The organism is Cupriavidus sp. DB3, from assembly GCF_020418465.1.
GTDB classification, from domain to species: Bacteria; Pseudomonadota; Gammaproteobacteria; order Burkholderiales; family Burkholderiaceae; genus Cupriavidus; species Cupriavidus cauae.
In genome coordinates, this window is record NZ_JAIZPL010000005.1 from 453616 (window position 1) to 470958 (window position 17343).

Annotated in this window: 14 protein-coding genes; 5 read left to right on the forward strand and 9 right to left on the reverse strand. The window is 68.2% G+C overall.

The window, feature by feature from the left end; translation table 11 throughout:
• Positions 1 to 48: 48 nt before the first annotated feature.
• The 5 genes from K7G19_RS18410 to K7G19_RS18430 all read right to left on the reverse strand — a co-directional run bounded on the left by K7G19_RS18410 (position 49) and on the right by K7G19_RS18430 (position 6034).
• On the reverse strand, positions 49 to 1041 hold the full coding sequence (locus tag K7G19_RS18410; protein WP_149317696.1) for a tripartite tricarboxylate transporter substrate binding protein: 993 nt from the start codon (positions 1039 to 1041) through the stop codon (positions 49 to 51).
• Between the two features lie 179 nt (positions 1042 to 1220).
• On the reverse strand, positions 1221 to 2774 hold the full coding sequence (locus tag K7G19_RS18415; RefSeq protein ID WP_226108483.1) for a malonyl-CoA decarboxylase domain-containing protein: 1554 nt from the start codon (positions 2772 to 2774) through the stop codon (positions 1221 to 1223).
• 160 nt (positions 2775 to 2934) lie between these two features.
• A complete protein-coding gene (locus K7G19_RS18420; protein WP_226108485.1) occupies positions 2935 to 3669 on the reverse strand; it encodes a GntR family transcriptional regulator in 735 nt (244 codons plus the stop codon).
• Between the two features lie 347 nt (positions 3670 to 4016).
• Complete coding sequence (locus tag K7G19_RS18425; protein WP_226108487.1) at positions 4017 to 4847, reverse strand: CoA ester lyase; 831 nt, start codon at positions 4845 to 4847, stop codon at positions 4017 to 4019.
• Positions 4848 to 4861: 14 nt separating this feature from the next.
• The gene (locus K7G19_RS18430) at positions 4862 to 6034 is read right to left on the reverse strand and encodes a CaiB/BaiF CoA-transferase family protein (RefSeq protein WP_226108489.1); all 1173 of its coding nucleotides are present in this window, start codon (positions 6032 to 6034) and stop codon (positions 4862 to 4864) included.
• A 152-nt stretch (positions 6035 to 6186) separates the two neighbouring features.
• Here K7G19_RS18430 and K7G19_RS18435 point away from each other — a divergent pair, with 152 nt between their 5' ends.
• Positions 6187 to 7137: a LysR substrate-binding domain-containing protein gene (locus tag K7G19_RS18435; RefSeq protein ID WP_226108491.1), complete on the forward strand. Its 951-nt coding sequence runs from the start codon at positions 6187 to 6189 to the stop codon at positions 7135 to 7137.
• A gap of 7 nt (positions 7138 to 7144) precedes the next feature.
• Here the strand turns inward: K7G19_RS18435 and K7G19_RS18440 are convergent, their stop codons facing one another.
• Positions 7145 to 9409 carry a hypothetical protein gene (locus tag K7G19_RS18440; protein WP_226108493.1) on the reverse strand — a complete coding sequence of 755 codons (2265 nt, stop codon included), beginning with the start codon at positions 9407 to 9409 and terminating at the stop codon, positions 7145 to 7147.
• A 63-nt stretch (positions 9410 to 9472) separates the two neighbouring features.
• Here K7G19_RS18440 and K7G19_RS18445 point away from each other — a divergent pair, with 63 nt between their 5' ends.
• Positions 9473 to 11227 (forward strand): ShET2/EspL2 family type III secretion system effector toxin, encoded by a 1755-nt coding sequence (locus tag K7G19_RS18445; protein ID WP_226108495.1) that lies wholly within the window; start codon positions 9473 to 9475, stop codon positions 11225 to 11227.
• A gap of 55 nt (positions 11228 to 11282) precedes the next feature.
• Here K7G19_RS18445 and lgt read toward each other — a convergent pair whose 3' ends face one another.
• Together lgt and K7G19_RS18455 are read right to left on the reverse strand one after the other, a co-directional pair.
• A complete protein-coding gene (lgt, locus tag K7G19_RS18450) occupies positions 11283 to 12086 on the reverse strand; it encodes a prolipoprotein diacylglyceryl transferase (protein WP_226108498.1) in 804 nt (267 codons plus the stop codon).
• A gap of 80 nt (positions 12087 to 12166) precedes the next feature.
• Positions 12167 to 13165, reverse strand: a complete 999-nt coding sequence (locus K7G19_RS18455) for a LysR family transcriptional regulator (protein ID WP_226108500.1) — start codon at positions 13163 to 13165, stop codon at positions 12167 to 12169.
• A 203-nt stretch (positions 13166 to 13368) separates the two neighbouring features.
• On the opposite strand from K7G19_RS18455, the gene ilvD reads away from it, so the two are divergent.
• Positions 13369 to 15042 (forward strand): dihydroxy-acid dehydratase, encoded by a 1674-nt coding sequence (gene ilvD / locus K7G19_RS18460; protein ID WP_226108502.1) that lies wholly within the window; start codon positions 13369 to 13371, stop codon positions 15040 to 15042.
• A gap of 118 nt (positions 15043 to 15160) precedes the next feature.
• On the opposite strand, the gene K7G19_RS18465 is transcribed toward ilvD, so the two are convergent.
• A complete protein-coding gene (locus tag K7G19_RS18465; protein ID WP_226108504.1) occupies positions 15161 to 15742 on the reverse strand; it encodes a TetR/AcrR family transcriptional regulator in 582 nt (193 codons plus the stop codon).
• A gap of 110 nt (positions 15743 to 15852) precedes the next feature.
• Here K7G19_RS18465 and K7G19_RS18470 point away from each other — a divergent pair, with 110 nt between their 5' ends.
• Entirely contained in the window at positions 15853 to 16278 is a 426-nt protein-coding gene (locus tag K7G19_RS18470) for a VOC family protein (protein ID WP_226108506.1), read from the forward strand.
• A 90-nt stretch (positions 16279 to 16368) separates the two neighbouring features.
• On the forward strand, positions 16369 to 17280 hold the full coding sequence (rocF, locus tag K7G19_RS18475; RefSeq protein WP_226108509.1) for an arginase: 912 nt from the start codon (positions 16369 to 16371) through the stop codon (positions 17278 to 17280).
• Positions 17281 to 17343 lie beyond the last annotated feature (63 nt).

A 17343-nucleotide genomic window follows, 5' to 3' on the forward strand; every position in this document is an offset into this window, starting at 1 on the left:
CCCGCGGATTCAACGCGGCCATCGACGTCATTGTCGGCATCATCGCCATCAATCCATCTTGGCGCCGGACTGCTGCACCACCTGGGCCCAGCGCTTGATCTCGGCGCGCTGGAACTGGGCGAACTGGTCCGGCGTGTACGACGGCGTCTCCGAGCCGTTGTTCAGCCAGATCTGCTTGAGCTCCGGCGTATTGAGGGCCTTGTTGACCTCGGCGTAGAGCTTGTCGCTGATCTCCTTGGGCGTGTTCTTCGGTACCCACAGCGCATACCAGGTCGACACCTCGTAGTTCGGCACGCCGGCTTCGGCCGCGGTCGGCACGTCGGGGAAGGCCGGCGAGCGCTTGGGCGCGGCCACCGCCAGCGCCCGGATGCGGCCGCCGCGGATATGCTGGGCCGACGAACCGAGGCCATCGAACACCATGTCGACCTGGCCGGCGATCAGGTCGGACAGCGCCGGGCCCGCGCCCTTGTACGGGATATGCGTGATGAAGGTCTTGGTCTGGATCTTGAACAGCTCGCCCGCCAGATGGTGCGACGACCCGTTGCCGGCCGAACCGTAGTTCAGCTTGCCGGGATTCTGGCGCGCGTAGGCGATCAGCTCCTGCAGCGTCCTGGCCTGGACCTTGGTCGGGTTGACCACCACCACCTGCGGCGGCTGCGCGATCACGGTGATCGGCACGAAGTCCTTCTCGATGTCGTAGTCGAGCTTCTTGTAGAACGAGGGCGCGATCACGTGATGCGCGCCGCCGATGAAGATCGTGTAGCCATCGGGCGCGGCCTTCGAGGCGAGGCTGGCGCCGACCGTGCCGCCCGCGCCGCCGCGGTTGTCGATGACGAACTGCTTGCCCAGCTGCTTGGACAATTGCGCCGCCAGCGGGCGCGCAAAGGCGTCGGTGCCGCCGCCGGCCGGGAACGGCACGACGATGGTGACCGGCCGCGACGGCCAGGGCTCCTGCGCCGCCGCCGGGCCGAGCGCCATCATGGCGATGCCGCCGGCCACTGCCAGCATCCGCGCCGTCCGCTTGAACTGACTACGTTCCATGGTGTGTCTCCTCGCTTTGTCTTATGAAAATGCGATGTGAACTGCTGGTGTGAACCGCGTTGGAACTTCCCGTCGAAAAAGCACTGCGAAACTTGGTGATGCGGTGATGCGGTGATGCGATCCGGTGATGCCATCCGGTAATGCCATCCGGTGATGCGAGCCCTGCCGGCCGTGCTCCCTCAGGAGCGCGCCAGCAGCTTGGCGACCGACCGGCTGATGCGCGGATTGCCCTCGCCGAGCTTGGCCAGATTGTCGTCGAGCGCCTCCGGCACGTACAGGTAATTGACCATCATGCCGCACGACTGCGCGCGTCCCTTGCTCGACAGGTCCGCGCCCCAGTTCAGCCGCTCGACGCAGGCGCCGTTGCCGAGGTGGAAACGCGCCACCGGATCGGCAGGCAGCGCGCCGTTGCGGGCGTGCACGAGGAAGTGCGCGGCCAGCGCCAGGCCGCTGTCGCGCACCAGCGCGTCGTCCGAACCGGCGTTCAGCGCGGCCAGCCATTCGGCGCCGGTCGCCGGCACCGCCGGCGGCCTGGCTTCCCCGGCAGCCGGCGCACGTGCGCTCCAGCGCTGCATGCACTTGCCGCCCAGCACCTTGGCGACGGTATCGCCGTCCTGCTTGCGCAGCCAGTCGGCGAAACCCGGTATCGGCGACAGCGTGGCGAACTGCTTGACCTTGGGGAATTCGCGCTGCAATTCCTCGATGACGCGCTTGAGCAGGAAATTGCCGAAGCTGACGCCGCGCAGGCCCGGCTGCGTATTCGAGATCGAATAGAAGATCGCCCATTTGACGCGGCGCAGGTCTTCCTGCGGCGCCGCCTCGTCGAGCAGGCTCTGCACGTTGGCGGCCATTTCCGGCACGAATGCCACCTCGACGAAGATCAACGGCTCGCGCGGAATCCGCGGATGGAAGAAGGCGTAGCAGCGGCGGTCCGAATCGAGCCGGTTGCGCAGGTCGGCCCAGGAGGCGATCTCATGCACCGCCTCGTAGCGGATCAGCTTTTCCAGCAGCGACGCCGGCGAATCCCAGGTGATCGGCTGCAGCTCGAGCAGGCCGACGTCGAACCAGTTCGACAGCAGGCCTTCCAGGTCTTCGTCGAGCACGCGCAGGCCGGGGATCTTCTTGTACCAGCGCAGCATGTCCGCGCGCAGGTGGATGATGAAATGCAGGCCGCAGGCCGACGTCGCGCTCGGGCCATGCAGCCCGGCCAGCCGCTTGAAGAAGCGGATGCGGGCGCTCGACAGCGCATGGGAGAGTCCCGAGCCGTTGCGTCCCGGCTTGCCGCCCTCGCCCACCGTGCCCGAGGCCGTGCCCGTAGTCGTGCCCCCTGTCACCCCTTCCGCGGCGCCGTCGCCCTGCGCACCGCTGTTGGCGACCTCGGCCAGCAGCGTCAGCATGGCCTGGCGGGTGGGCTCGTCGGCGGCCTCGTATTCGTTGCGCCAGGCCTGCGCGGCGGCGTTGGCGGCGCTGTCGGTCAGGCGGGCATCGAAGCACAAGCGCAGTTCCTCGCGCTGGCGGCGCTGCACACGCGCGCTCAGCGTGGCGGGCGCGGCCGTGCGGGTCTTGCCATCGTTGGCCGCGTTGGCCTCGGCCGGGGTCCCCTTGCGGTTCCACCAGCGGCCGAAGCGCGCCAGCAGCGTGCCGCCGGCGGCGTCGGGACGGGCGTCCCCCAGGGTTTCGCTGGCGCCGAGCGGCGCGCTGACGGTCTTGTCTCCGGTCTCGAAAGAAGTCATCGAACTACCTGTCGGGCAAAGGATGGAAGCGGAACTCGAAACGTTACGGTGCTGCGTGGCGAGGGTGAGTGAGAGTCGTCGATGGTCGGATCAGCGGTCGGTTAGCGGTCGTGTCAGCGGGGTCGGTTAGCCGTCGGTCAGCGCTCGGTCAGCGCTCGGTCTAGCGGTCGGAGGCGGCCTTGGCGGCGAGGCGAAGCCGGCTGTGGCGCCGTCGCGCCGGGGCCGCGGGTTCGGGCGCTGCCGCTTGCGCATCCGCGTCCAGCGCCTTCAACGCGGCGCGCTGGCGCAGCAGGTGGGTCTTCATCATCGCCTCGGCGCCTTCGGGATCGCGCGCCTTCAGCGCGGCAAAGACCGACAGGTGCTCGGCACAGGATTCGTCGATGCGGCCCGGCAACTGCAGGCTCTTGTGCCGCGACAGGCGCAGCACCTTGCGCAGGTCGCCGATCAGCCCGGACAGCCAGCGATTGCCGGCGAGCCGCTGGATCGCCTCGTGGATCTGGTAGTTCGCCTCGTAGTAGGCGTCGATCTGGCCGGCGCGGGCGTAGCGCGCCAGATCGCGATGCAGGTCCTCGAGCGCGTCGAGGTCGGCGGCGGTGGCGTTGCGGGCCGCCTCGTAGGCGCAGCGCCCTTCGAGCAGCGCCATCAGCGGAAAGATCTCGTCGAGGTCCTGTTCGGACAACTCGTTGACGAAGCAGCCGCGGCGCGGCTCCAGCCGCACCAGCCCTTCGGCGGCCAGCACCTTCAGCGCCTCGCGCAGCGGGGTGCGCGAGATGCCCAGCGTGGTCGCCAGGGCCGCCTCGTCGATCCAGGCGCCCGGCACGAGCGTGTGCTCGTCGATCATGGCGCGCAGGCGATCGGCGACTTCGAGATACAGCGCCTGCTGGACGATGCGCATGGAGGCCTCCCGGTGCGATGCATGGACATCGCGAAGGCCGGAGCCCCTTGGGAGGCCCTCGCAATAATTCATAATTATGAATAACGCCGAGGGAATGGCAAGGCGTTTCGATGTTGCAGAGCGGCAAGTGCTGTAAGGGTTGCAGGGTGGCCCCCGGCGGCTCTGAGCGGCCCTGAGCGGCTCTGAGCGGCTCTGAGCGGCTCTGAGCGGCTCTGAGCGGCTCTGAGCGGCTCTGAGCGGCTTGCCGAAGGCTTGAGGCGGCTGGGAGCGCCTGTGGGGCCTCGCCTCGTAGGGCGCTTGCCTTGCAGGCGGCGCCCTGGGCAGGCGCCGAAGGACGGTCCGCCGCTTCAGCCGTCCGCCAGAATGCGCCGCGCCCGCTCCAGCACCGGGCGATCGACCATCTTTCCGTCCACCGCCACGGCGGCGCCATCGGCCGAGGCGGCCGCTTCGACCACGCGCCTGGCCCAGGCCAGCTCCGCTTCGGTCGGCGCGAGACCGGCGTGGACAGGGTCCACCTGCGCCGGGTGGATCAGCAGCTTGGCGCCGAAGCCGAAGGCGCGCGCACGCGCCGTTTCGGCGGCCAGCACCGCGGTATCGCCGAGCGCGGTGCAGACGCCGTCCACCGGCGCAGGTAGCCCCGCCGCGCGCGAATGCAGCACCAGCAGACTGCGAAAGGCATGCAGCGGCTCGCCTTCATCGCCCACGCCCAGGTCGCCCATCAGGTCGATGCTGCCGAACAGCAGCCGCACCACGCCGGGCTGCGCGGCCAGCTCCGCAAGCTGGGCGAAGCCCGCCGCGGTTTCCAGCAGCGCGTGGCATTGCACCGCCGGCAGCGCCTGCCGCAGCGCCCGCATCGCTTCGGCATCGGCCTTGGGCAACACCAGCGTGTCGACGCCGAGCGCGTGGCACCAGGCGATATCGTCGTCGTGGTACGGCGTGCCGGCGGCGTTCACGCGCACCAGCAGCAGCACGCCGGCATCGACGGCCTGCCGCGCCAGCGCGGGCCAGGGCGCGCGCAGGCCCTCGCGCGCGGCGGCCTTGTCGGCCGGCGCCACCGCGTCCTCGAAATCGACGATCACCGCGTCGGCCCCGGCGGCGAGCGCCTTGCCGACGCGATCCGGCCGGTTGGCCGGAACGAACAGATAGCTGCGCGGCAGCCGCGTACCCGGAGTCGTCATCGCGTTCTCCGCCGTCATACCGCGCCGGCCGCGCGCATCGCGGCGATCTGCTCGCCCGCGATGCCCAGCTCGGCCAGGATCGCGTCGGTATGCTGGCCCAGGGCCGGCACCGGGTCCATGCGCGCGTCCGTCATGCCGGGCGGCAGCAGCGCCGGGATGGCGCCCGCCGGCGTGTCGACCTGGCGCCAGCGCTGCCGCGCGGCCAGCTGCGGATGCGCCCAGACGTCGGCCATCGTATTGACCTGCGCGTTGGCGATCTTCGCGGCGTCGAGCCGCGCGCCGACCTCCTCGGCGCTCCACTGCGAGAACGCCGCGACGATGCGCTCGCGCAGCGCGCCACGATTGGCGCTGCGCAGGCTGTTGCTGGCGTAGTCGGGATGCGAGATCAGCTCAGGCTGCTGCAGCACCGATTCGCAGAACACCGCCCACTCGCGTTCGTTCTGCAGGCCGAGCATCACGGTCTTGCCGTCGCCGGTCGGGAACGGCCCGTAGGGATAGATGGTGGCATGCGAGGCGCCCGCGCGCGGCGGCGGCGAGGCGCCATCGAAGGCGTAGTACAGCGGGAAACTCATCCACTCGACCATCGACTCCAGCATCGAGATATCGATGCGCTTGCCGCGGCCCGTCTGCCCGCGCTCGAGCAGCGCGGCCAGGATATTGGTGTAGGCGTACATGCCCGCGGCGATATCGGCGATCGATGCGCCGGCCTTGACGCCCTCCTCCGGCGTGCCGGTCACCGAGACGAAGCCCGACTCGCTCTGCACCAGCAGGTCGTAGGCCTTCTTGTCGCGATAGGGACCGTCGGCGCCGTAGCCCGAGATATCGCAGACGATCAGCCGCGGAAAGCGCTCGGACAGCGCGGCATGATCGAGCCCCAGCCGCGCCGCCGCACCCGGGGCGAGGTTCTGCACCAGCACGTCGGCGCGCGCCAGCAGCGCGTCGAGCACCGGACCCGCGCCCTCGTGCTTGACGTCCAGCGTCAGGCTCTCCTTGCCGCGATTGGTCCAGACGAAGTGCGAGGACAGGCCGTGCACGCGATCGTCGTAGGCGCGCGCGAAATCGCCGGCGCCCGGACGCTCGATCTTGACCACGCGGGCACCGAGGTCCGCCAGCTGGCGCGTGCAGAACGGGGCGGCGATGGCCTGTTCGAGGGAGATGACGGTGATGCCTTCAAGCGGTCGGGTCATGGCAGTGGCTTGGCGAAGGGAATGGGAGGGCCGGGATGGCGGGCGATGGCATCAATCTAGCCGCGATCGCCGCCGCGCGGAAATACGGAATCGCGAGCCAGCCATAAGTACAATCAATACCTTCGGCTTTCACTGGGTCATTGGGGCGGGACATGGATATCCGGGGCATGCGCTATTTCGTCGCGATCGTGGAGCACGGCAGCCTGACCCGCGCCGCCGAGGTCGCCCACGTGGCCCAGCCCGCCCTGAGCCAGCAGCTTGCGGCGCTCGAAGCGGAACTGGGCGTGGCGCTGGTGCATCGCGGCGCCAAGGGCGTCAAACCCACGGAGGCGGGCCGCACGCTGTACCGGCATGCGCGCGCGATCCTCAAGCAGATCGACGTGGCGCGCGCCGACGTCAAGGTCGCCGGCGCGGACATCGCCGGCACCGTGGCGATCGGCCTGCCGACCACCGCCGCCGCGGCATTCGGCATGCCGCTGGTGCGCGCGGTGCGCCAGCGCTATCCGGGCGTCCGGCTGCAGCTGTTCGAGAGCATGAGCGGCTATATCGCCGAACTGCTGAACAACAACCGGCTCGACTTCGCCATTCTGTTTCGCGATACCCCATCGCGGGCGGTGGAACTGGAGCCGTTGGCCAGCGAGGCGCTGTACCTGGTCGGCACGCCGCCTGTCTCCGCGGCCTCGAAGCGGCATCGCGCCAGGTCGGGCAAGGAAGGAACCATTGCCCTGAAGGCGCTGGCCGATGTCCCGCTGGTGTTGCCGAGCGGGGCGCAAGGGCTGCGCGAAGTGCTGGAGCGGCATGCCAGCGGCGCCGGCATTCGGCTGCAGGTCGTGGCCGACCTCGACTCGCTGCCGATCCTGCTGCAGACCGCCCGGGAAGGGCTGGCCTGCACGATCCTGCCCGCGTCGTCACTGAGCCGCGAGCCGGATGACGATGCCCTGCCGACACGGCTGATTCTCCCCGAGCTCGACCGCACGCTGTCGCTTTGCTGGCCGCGTGCGCTGCCGCGGACGGCCGCCGCCGACGCGGTGGCCGAGGCCTTGCGCGAGATCGTCGCCGCGAAGATTGCGGAAGGCAGCTCGTTGAAGCCGGCTCGCGCGTAGCGCCGCCCTACTGCCCTTTCGGCGGATCCCGCCTCAATTGCCGCTCCATCGTCGCGATGCGTGCGGCGATGGATTGGGCGAAGAAGTGCATGGCTCGCTCGAGCGCCAGGTTCCGGAAAGTTCGCTGGAAAACGGAAGCGCACACGTCGTCCAATTGGCGGGCGAGCGCCGCCGCCTGGGCAATGACGGCGTTCCAGGCCTGGCTTGCCGCGGCGCGCCCGGAAGCATCCGGCAATTCGTCGAAGCCGATGCTGTTGTGGTCGTCGAACAGCGCGCGCAGTCCGGTCACGTTATTGCCCAGAAACCGGCCGCGTTCCATATACATCGTGACCGCGAGCTGATTCATCGCACCGGCCGTGGCAAAGCGGTCGGCATGGAGGCCCCCCATCTCCTCCAGCGCGAGCATCTCGCTGCGTACCTTTTCCAGAAGCTGGAAGGCGCAGAGATATTCGACCATGATGTCCTTCTTGTGCTCGGCCCCGTCGATACGGTCCGGAAGGGGCTGCGCAAGCGCGGTCGAAAGGTGTTGCAAGTATCGCGTCGCGGTGCGGATCCGGCCCTGCGCCCAGGCCAGGCTCTCCTCCCACTGTGCCTGCACGTCAACCGCGGGCGCCTGCACCGCCTGCGCCGACTGCACTGTGGAGGTACCTGCCGCGGCCGCCCCGGCATCGGGGCCCGCGTCGGCATCGGCGGCGGCGGGAGCGGCCGTCGGGGTGGCCGCCGCGGCGGGAAGAGGCTGCGAGGCACTCCCGCTCTTCCCAAGACCATAGGCCGACGCATCGTCCAACCCGTCCGGGCCCTCTTCCATGTACACCGAGTTGTACGACCCAATGCTCGAGGTGGATACGGTTCGGCTCAATGTGCGATCGCTGGCGGTATCGCCTGCATTGTCGACCGGTGTGTCCGCCGACGCCGCCTCCGCGGTGCAACCCGCCGCGTTCGGTGGACTCTTCCGCTCAAAGCCCAGGCGGCGCCAGAGCTGTTCGATCATCTGGTCGTTTTCCAGGACTTCGTCCCAGTCGCTGTCGTGGCTGCCGGCCACGTCCTCAGGCGCGTTGGCGCGAACGTTGGCCGACACGTTGTCAGGCACGTTGTCAGGCACGTTGTCAGGCACGTCGGCCGCGCTCCGGTCGGGGACGATCGGCCGCGACGATACGGTGCGGGCCAGGCCGCTCTGCGCCGGCGCGCGCTCGCCAAATTGGTCGACCAGGCGCTTGGCGGCCTCGCACAGCTTGATGCCCTGCACTTCCGCGCAAAAGTGAGCCGCCCTGATCTCACCGCCACAAAGCTCCGACAGCACGTCCCACGCGAGCGGCTGCGAGAAATCCGAATTGGCCTGGAGCCAACGGCTCATCTGCTCGCCAATCTCGTGTATCAGGCCGGCGAGATCGGGTTGCCGGTCAGGAAAATGGCGGTAGGCCTCGGGCTTGGCGAACACTTCCCCTGCGCCGAAGATCGTGGCAAGCACGCCCACGGCGGCCGATGCACCGGTTCCCGCCGCACACGCCGCCGTCAGCAGGAAGGAGCCGCCCAGCGCAACGCCGGTCACGGCCACCGGCCACAGGATCACCGCCAGCGTGACGGCACCGGCAATGCCGAGCAGTGCGCCCACGGCGAGCGCGATGGCCTTGCCGACGCTGCGCTTTTGCACGTGGGGCGCGATGTCGTCCTGCAGCGACTGAAGCCTTTGCATCAGCGCCTGGCATTGCGTCGCGAGCTTCAGGTTGCGTGCCATCACCACGGCGATGTGTCGCTCCCGCGCGTGTGGGCCGGCCTCCCATGGCATGGTGGCACGATGCTCGAGCTGCGCGATGTCCCGTGCCGTGTTCAGCAGCGCCGTCAGGTCCTTGTCGCACGCATCGAGTTCCTGTCTCAAAGGCTGCTTCTGGCTGGCCGGAATGGCCAGCGCGTCAATCGTCCTTTTCAGTTGATGCAGATGCTGTGCGCAGCTCGCTGCCACTGTGTCCCCGATCGCGCCTTCCGCCTGCGGGACCGCGTCGACGGGCGCCTCGGCGGACCGGCCGGTCCGCTTGCCGACATCGTCTCGGATGCCAGGAGTCAGCGATGGAAAGAGGACGGTAGCGATGGCGGGAGCGGACAGGGGCGGCATGATGAATCCGGAAGCGGGCTGAACGAAGGGAAGCGAATGTGGCGACGGCCGCAGGAACGAAGGCGCGGACCAATGCCGATCGATGTCGGCACGGGTCGCATCGTCGGGGGAAGCGATCGCCGATGCGGCAGGATGGCGCAAGTAATGTGCAAAGGCTTTCATAAATCGACAGGCAACTCGCGATAAGTGACACATGTCTCTTGAGCCATGCCATGCCGTGGCCGCATGCTGTTCGACCGCTCTTTTCCGGAGAACATCATGTTCCTCGCCCCTCCCCCCACGAAACAACCCGTCGTGGTGCGATGCGCAGTGCCGGAGGCGCTGCGCAACCGTGACATGCGGCGGCTATTGCAAGCCCATGGCGGGTGGCTCCAATGTGGAAGCGATCGCTTCCGGATCCGTTGGGAAAATGGGCGGCTCCATGTCCGCAGCAAAACGGCTGCGGAGCCGCAACGGCAGGCGCTGGCGGCGCTGCTGGCCGACAGATACAGTGAACTGTTCGAGGATCGGTTCCACTGGCCACGCGGGACCAACCCGCGCGTGCGGCTCAATGGCGAGGTCTCCTTCGCGCGTGGACGCCCGTCCGGGCCGATTGCCTGCCGCCATCTGGCCGTCTTCTGGCTTGGCCTGTTCATCGATGGCCTGCCGCACGGCCCCGACTACTCCAGGCTGGGGACCGCACAGGCGCTGCGGGACAACATCCCGCTGCACTACGACTACAGGGTGGTACCGAACGCCGTGCAGCTCGGCAAGCTGCGTGTGGTGATGATCGGAGACTGGGGCGAGGAGTTCGCCGCGCGCCTGGCCGAACTCGAGGGCCGGGACGAAACGGCCACGACCCTGCTGATCCTGACACCCGATCACGCAATGGCCGTCGGGCTGCGCGTCCTGCCCCACCCGCATCGAACCCGCTACGTGGTCGCCTTCTACGATCCCAACATCACCGCCACGCATCTGGAAGCGTGCTTCGACGACATGGAAGGAGTACGTGAGCTGGAGGCGCGATGCTTCACCGAGTTCGCGCGCGACTACGATCCATTCCTTCGGCAGCACCGGACGCTGAACACGGTGGACGCCATGCTGATGGTCGAGCTCGACATGGCGACGCTGCGGCAGCTGCGCGAGATCGACGTGACCCTGCCCGAGCAGCCGCGGCAATTGTCGGGTGCGCTGCCGCCTCTGACTGCCGATGCGTTGTGGTATCTGCTGCGTTATGGCTGCGAGGACGCGGTCCGTCAGCTGGCACCGGCACTGCGCGCGCTGCCCCAGCATGAGCGCATCCAGCGGCTAAGCACGAACCGCTCGACCCAGCTGTTCTACGACATCATGTCGCACGGGCTGCCATCGTCGGCGAGGCTGTTCGGGGAGCTGATCGCCGACCTTCCGCTGGAGCAGCGGATTCGCCTGCTGCGGTCGCAGGCGGACTGCGGCACGACGGCATTCGGTTATGCCGTGAAGGCCGGCCGCACCGAGATGTTCCGGCCATTTCTGGAACTGCTGCAGGCGCTGGTGCCCAGCGACCATCACTACGCCATGCTGGTGGCCGCCATGCCGGACGGAACCTCCGCGCTCTATCACGCCTGCAAGCACGGGTATTGCCATACGCCGCCGGCGTATGCCGCCGCCTTGTCGTCGTTGCCGCCCCTGCTTCTCGCTTCGCTGATGTGCGCGCGTTCGGCCGACAACGAAACGGGCCTGGAGGTGGCCGTGCGGAACAAGGATCTGAGCACCATCGGCAATTTCGCCAAGGTGTTCCCGCTGCTGCCGCCGCAAGCCTGCGTCTATCTGCTGAAACCGGCGTGGCGGTTGATTCGACGGATGAATGCCGAGGGGCGCAAGGACCCGATCATCGAGCAGATGATGCGATCGCATCTGGAGCGGTTCGCCCCGTCGGTGCTGTCGCGCGAGGGCGGCGACCGGGGCGGGCGTGCCAGGGCGGCCTCGAAAGGCTGGGTACGCTGGAAGTGGGAACTGGCCTGACGCGGGACGGCTGTCGGGCGATATCAGGCGCCGTCAGGCCTGATATCACCCGATTTCAGGCCGACAGCTGCGGCTGGCGCCGATACGCCCACCACATCATCGCCGCGCCCGCCACGATCATCGGCAGGCTCAGCCACTGACCCATCGAAAAGTTCAGCGCCAGCAGGCCGAGGAAGTTGTCCGGCTCGCGCGCGAATTCGGCGAGAAAGCGGAACACCCCGTAGCCCAGCAGGAAGGCGCCGGACACCGCGCCCGTCGGCCGCGGATGGCGGGCAAACAGCCACAGGATCACGAACAGCGCGACGCCCTCGCCGGCGAACTGGTACAGCTGCGACGGATGGCGCGCGATATTGTCGCCGGCCTGCGGGAAGACCATGCCCCACGGCAGATCGGTGGGACGGCCCCACAGCTCGCCATTGATGAAGTTGCCGAGCCGCCCGGCGGCGAGGCCGCAGGGAATCATCGGCGCGATGAAGTCGGTCACTTCCATCCAATGCCGGCCGCGCACCTTCGAGAACACCCACATCGCGATCACCACGCCGAGGAAGCCGCCGTGGAAGGCCATGCCGCCCTCCCACACCTTGAAGATATCCAGCGGGTGCGACAGGTAGAAGGACGGCTTGTAGAACAGCACGTAGCCGAGTCGGCCGCCGAGGATCACGCCGAGCACGCCGTAGAACAGCAGGTCGTCGATATCGCGCGCGGTCCAGCCCTGCGCCGCCACCTGCGGCTGGCGCAGCCGGATGCGGCCGAACCACATAAACATGATGAAGCCGGCGAGGTACATCAGCCCGTACCAGCGGATCGCCAGCGGGCCCAGATGGATGGCGATGGGATCGAAGTTCGGATGGATCAGCATGCGGGTCTATCGCTTGGCGTTGTCGGATGAGGTTGGTGGGATGGACGGGATCGAATTCAGGATCGGGATCGGCATCGGGCTCAATGCTTCGGCTTCGGCCCCGGATTCGGCCCGGGCACGGTGGCGCGGCCCTTCGATGTGCCGCTGCCCGGGCGGGCCGCCGGCGCCAGCGCCGATGCAATCTCGATGAACGAGCGCAGCACCGGACTCGGTCCGGCCGCGCCATTGTCGCGCCACGCCAGGCCCGTCTCGATCTCCGGCACCGCGCCGCGCAACGTCAGATAGGACACGCCGGTGCGCCGCAGGTTGCAAAGCGAGGCCGGCACCAGCGCGACGCCGATGCCGGCCGACACCAGGCTGACGATGGTCTGCATCTGGATCGCTTCCTGCGCGATCACCGGGGCGAAGCCGTCGCGCGCATAGTAACCGGTAATGATGTCATGAAACGCCGGCGCGCTTCGGCGGGGAAACAGGATCAGCGGTTCGTGCGCGAAATCGGCCAGCGCGACGGCATCCGGCTGCTTCGCGCCGCCGCGCCGGCCCGGCGCGCGCCAGTCCTGCGGGACCGCCAGCACCAGCGGCTCGCGCACCAGCGGCAGGTACGACATGCCATGGGGCAAGGCGGGCATCTGCGGGCGGATCACCAGCCCCGCGTCGATCTGCCCGTCGGCCAGCGCATCGAGCTGGATATCGCTGGTGGCCTCGCGCAGCTGCAGCTGAACCTCGGGATGCCGCGCGCGAAAGCGCCGCAGCAGGTCGGGCAGGATGCCGTAGTCCGCCGTGCTGACGAAGGCCAGCGACAGCGTGCCGATCTCGCCGCGGGCCAGCCGCTGCGCCAGCGCGGGCAGGTTGGCGGCGTCGGCCAGCACCCGGCGCACTTCGGGCAGCCACTGCTGTCCGGCCGGGGTCAGCGCCACCGAGCGGCGCGTCCGCACGAACAACGGCACGCCGATCTCGTCCTCCAGCGCCTGGATCTGCTGCGACAGCGGCGGCTGCGTCATGGCCAGGCGCGCGGCGGCGCGGCCGAAGTGCAGTTCCTCGGCGACGGTGACGAAATAGCGCAATTGGCGCAGATCCACGCGGACTCCCGGTGCGGCGAGGCCGGCGACCGCCATCGATTCCCGGCGATCGCCCGCTTCCGTGACATGTTCTTGTGATAGGAAAAACGACTCAATACAGCACGAATAATATATTTGACACTGCAAAACGCAAACGGCATGCTGTCGGCCACAACTACAGCGGCGCCCGGCCGGGCGCCACGCCAGTCCCCGGAGAGATACGCATGGCATACAACAAACGCTCGCAGAACATCACGCAAGGCGTGGCGCGCTCGCCCAACCGCTCGATGTACTACGCGCTGGGCTACCAGAAGGAAGACTTCGACAAGCCGATGGTCGGCATCGCCAACGGCCACTCGACCATCACGCCGTGCAACGCCGGCCTGCAGCGCCTGGCCGATGCCGCCGTCGATGCGATCAAGGCCTCCGGCGCCAATCCGCAGATCTTCGGCACGCCGACCATCTCGGACGGCATGTCGATGGGCACCGAGGGCATGAAGTACTCGCTGATCTCGCGCGAGGTAATCGCCGATTGCATCGAGACCGCCGCGCAGGGCCAATGGATGGACGGCGTGGTCGTCATCGGTGGCTGCGACAAGAACATGCCGGGCGGCATGATCGCGCTGGCGCGCACCAATGTGCCGGGCATCTATGTCTATGGCGGCACCATCAAGCCGGGCAACTGGAAGGGCAAGGACCTGACCATCGTGTCCTCGTTCGAGGCCGTGGGCGAGTTCACCGCCGGCCGGATGAGCCAGGAGGACTTCGAGGGCGTGGAGAAGAACGCCTGCCCGTCGACCGGCTCCTGCGGCGGCATGTACACCGCCAACACGATGAGCTCGTCGTTCGAGGCGCTGGGCATGTCGCTGCTGTATTCGTCGACGATGGCCAATCCGGACCAGGAAAAGGTCGACAGCGCCGCCGAATCGGCGCGCGTGCTGGTCGAGGCGATCAAGAAGGACATCAAGCCGCGCGACATCATCACGCGCAAGTCAATCGAGAACGCCGTCAGCCTGATCATGGCGACCGGCGGCTCGACCAATGCGGTGCTGCACTACCTGGCGATCGCGCATGCGGCCGAGGTCGAATGGACCATCGACGATTTCGAGCGCATCCGCCGCAAGGTGCCGGTGATCTGCAACCTGAAGCCGTCGGGCCAGTACGTCGCCACCGACCTGCATCGCGCCGGCGGCATTCCGCAGGTGATGAAGATCCTGCTGAACGCCGGCCTGCTGCACGGCGACAGCCTGACCATCACCGGCCGCACGCTGGCCGAGGAACTGGAGCACGTGGCCGACCAGCCGCGCGCCGACCAGGACGTGATCCTGCCGATCGACAAGGCGCTGTACAAGGAAGGCCATCTGGCCATCCTGAAGGGCAACCTGGCCGAGGAAGGCGCGGTGGCCAAGATCACCGGGCTGAAGAACCCAGTCATCACCGGCCCGGCGCGCGTGTTCGACGACGAGCAGAGCGCGATGGACGCGATCCTGGCCGACAAGATCCAGGCCGGCGACGTGCTGGTGCTGCGCTATCTCGGACCGAAGGGCGGCCCGGGCATGCCGGAAATGCTGGCGCCGACCTCGGCGATCATCGGCAAGGGCCTGGGCGAGTCCGTGGGCTTCATCACCGACGGCCGCTTCTCGGGCGGTACCTGGGGCATGGTGGTCGGCCACGTCGCGCCTGAAGCCTTTGTCGGCGGCACCATCGCCCTGGTCCAGGAAGGCGATTCGATCACGATCGACGCGCACAAGCTGCTGCTGCAGCTGAACGTCAGCGACGAGGAACTGGCGCGCCGCCGTGCCGCCTGGAAGCAGCCGACGCCCCGCTATACGCGCGGCGTGCTGGCCAAGTTCTCGAAGCTGGCGTCGACGGCCAGCAAGGGCGCGGTCACGGACTGAGCGACATCGTCCAGTAGGTCGGCGCCTGCGGGCGCCATGCCAAAGCCTGCGAGCGATCGCAGGCTTTTCTGTTTGTGGGATCGCCGCGCGCGGATCAGCGCGTCGGTTCACCCCCCGCTCAGCCCGCCGCCACGGTCCGCTCGATCAGCCGGACCATCGCGGCGCGGATCGCGGCCGGGTCGTCGCCGGCATCGATGGCAAGCGCGGCCCGGTCGAATGCCGCCGACAGCAGCGTCGCGAGCGCATCGACCGTCAGCGGCGGCGGCAGGCGCGGGCCGAGGGCCGCCGCCAGCCCCTCCCGCAGCGTGCGGCCGGCGTGGGCCTGGTCCAGCGCCAGGCTTTCGCCGGCGCCCAGCACCGCCGGACCGTCCACCAGCAGCAGCCGCGTGCGTCCGGCCACCGTCATCGCATCGAGATAGGCCTCGCTGCCGGCGATCAGCGCCTTGCGCGCCGAGCGCGTGGCGGGCGCCGCGCGCTCGATCTCGTCGGCCACCGCCCTTGCCTCCTCCTCCAGCACCGCGCGGAACAGCGCGCGCTTGTCATCGAAGTGGTGATAGAGCGCGCCGCGCGTGATGCCGGCGGCCGCGACGATTTCCGGGGTCGAGGTATCGGCATACCCCTTGTCGACGAACAGGGCGCGCGCGGCCGCCAGCAAGGCGCCGCGCGTGGCCTCGGTGCGTTCACGGTTGGTCCGTGGCATTTTTCTTTGCATACATACAGCCTGTATGTTATAACGACGAAAAAGATACAGACTGCATGTTAATGTCATCTGGCCATTTCCCCAAGCGGCCGCACCGAACGGAGTCCGTCATGAAGATCACCAGCTTCTACCCCGTCATCCAGACCACCGATGTGGCAGCCACGGCGGCCTTCTATCAGCGGCATTTCGGCTTCAAGGCGCTGTTCTCGAGCGACTGGTACTGGCATCTGCAGTCGGCGGACGATGCCGGCGTCAACCTCGCCGTGCTCGACTACCGGCACGAGACGATCCCCGTGGGCAGCCGCGCGCCGGTTGCGGGCACCATCCTGAACTTCGAGGTCGAGGACGTCGACACGCTGTACGCGCGGCTGCAGCAGGCCGGCCTGCCGATCCGGCTGGCGCTGCGCGACGAGCCCTTCGGCCAGCGGCACTTCATCACCGCCGATCCCAACGGCGTACTGATCGACATCATCAAGCCGATTCCGCCCTCGCCCGAGTTCGCCGCGCAATACGACCCGCGGGCCATGCCGGACTGAGCTGTCCTCCGGGCGGTATCATGGCCCGGTGATCGGCGGCCCCGGACAACGCGCCGGCACCGGCGGCCCCGGATACCGCAAGGAGGGACCATGAAGACAGTGATGTTGATTGGCGCGCCTACCGATGTCGGCGCCAGCACGCGCGGCGCATCGATGGGACCGGAGGCGATGCGCGTCGCCGATATCGCCGGCGCCCTGCTGCGCAATGGGCTCGACGTCGTCGATGGGGGCAATCTATCCGGCCCGGCCAATCCGTGGCATCAGCCGATCGACGGCATGCGGCACCTCGACGAAGTGGTGGCGTGGAACCGCGGCGTGTTCGATGCCTGCTACGGCTGCCTGCAGGACGGACGCTTTCCGCTGCTGCTGGGCGGCGACCATTGCCTGGCGATCGGGTCGATCAGTGCGGCCGCGCGCCATTGCCGCGACACCGGCAAGAAGCTGCTGGTGCTTTGGCTGGACGCGCACGCCGACGCCAATACCGGCTCCACCAGTCCGACCGGCAATATCCACGGCATGCCGGTGGCGTGCCTGTGCGGCGATGGCCCCGCGCCTTTGATCTCGCTGAGCGGCACGGTGCCGGCGGTCAAGCCCGAGCATATCCGGCAGGTCGGCATTCGCAGCGTCGACGCCGAAGAGAAACGGCGGCTGCGAGACCTGAACCTCGCGGTCTTCGACATGCGCTACATCGACGAGAACGGCATGCGCCATACCATGCAGAACGCGCTCGCTGGCATCGACGACAACACCCATCTACACGTCAGCTTCGACGTGGACTTCCTCGACTGCAGCATCGCACCGGGCGTCGGCACAACCGTGATGGGCGGCCCGACCTATCGCGAAACGCAGCTTTGCATGGAGATGATCGCGGACACCGGCCGGCTCGGATCGCTCGACGTGCTCGAACTCAATCCGGCTTGCGACGTGCGCAACCAGACCGCCAGGCTGATGGTGGATTTTCTCGAGAGCCTGTTCGGGAGATCGACGCTGATACGCCAGTGAAGCGTCGGGGAGTTGGGGGTCGCGTTCGCGAGACGTGCGCCGCGACCCAGGCGCCGGCGGGAC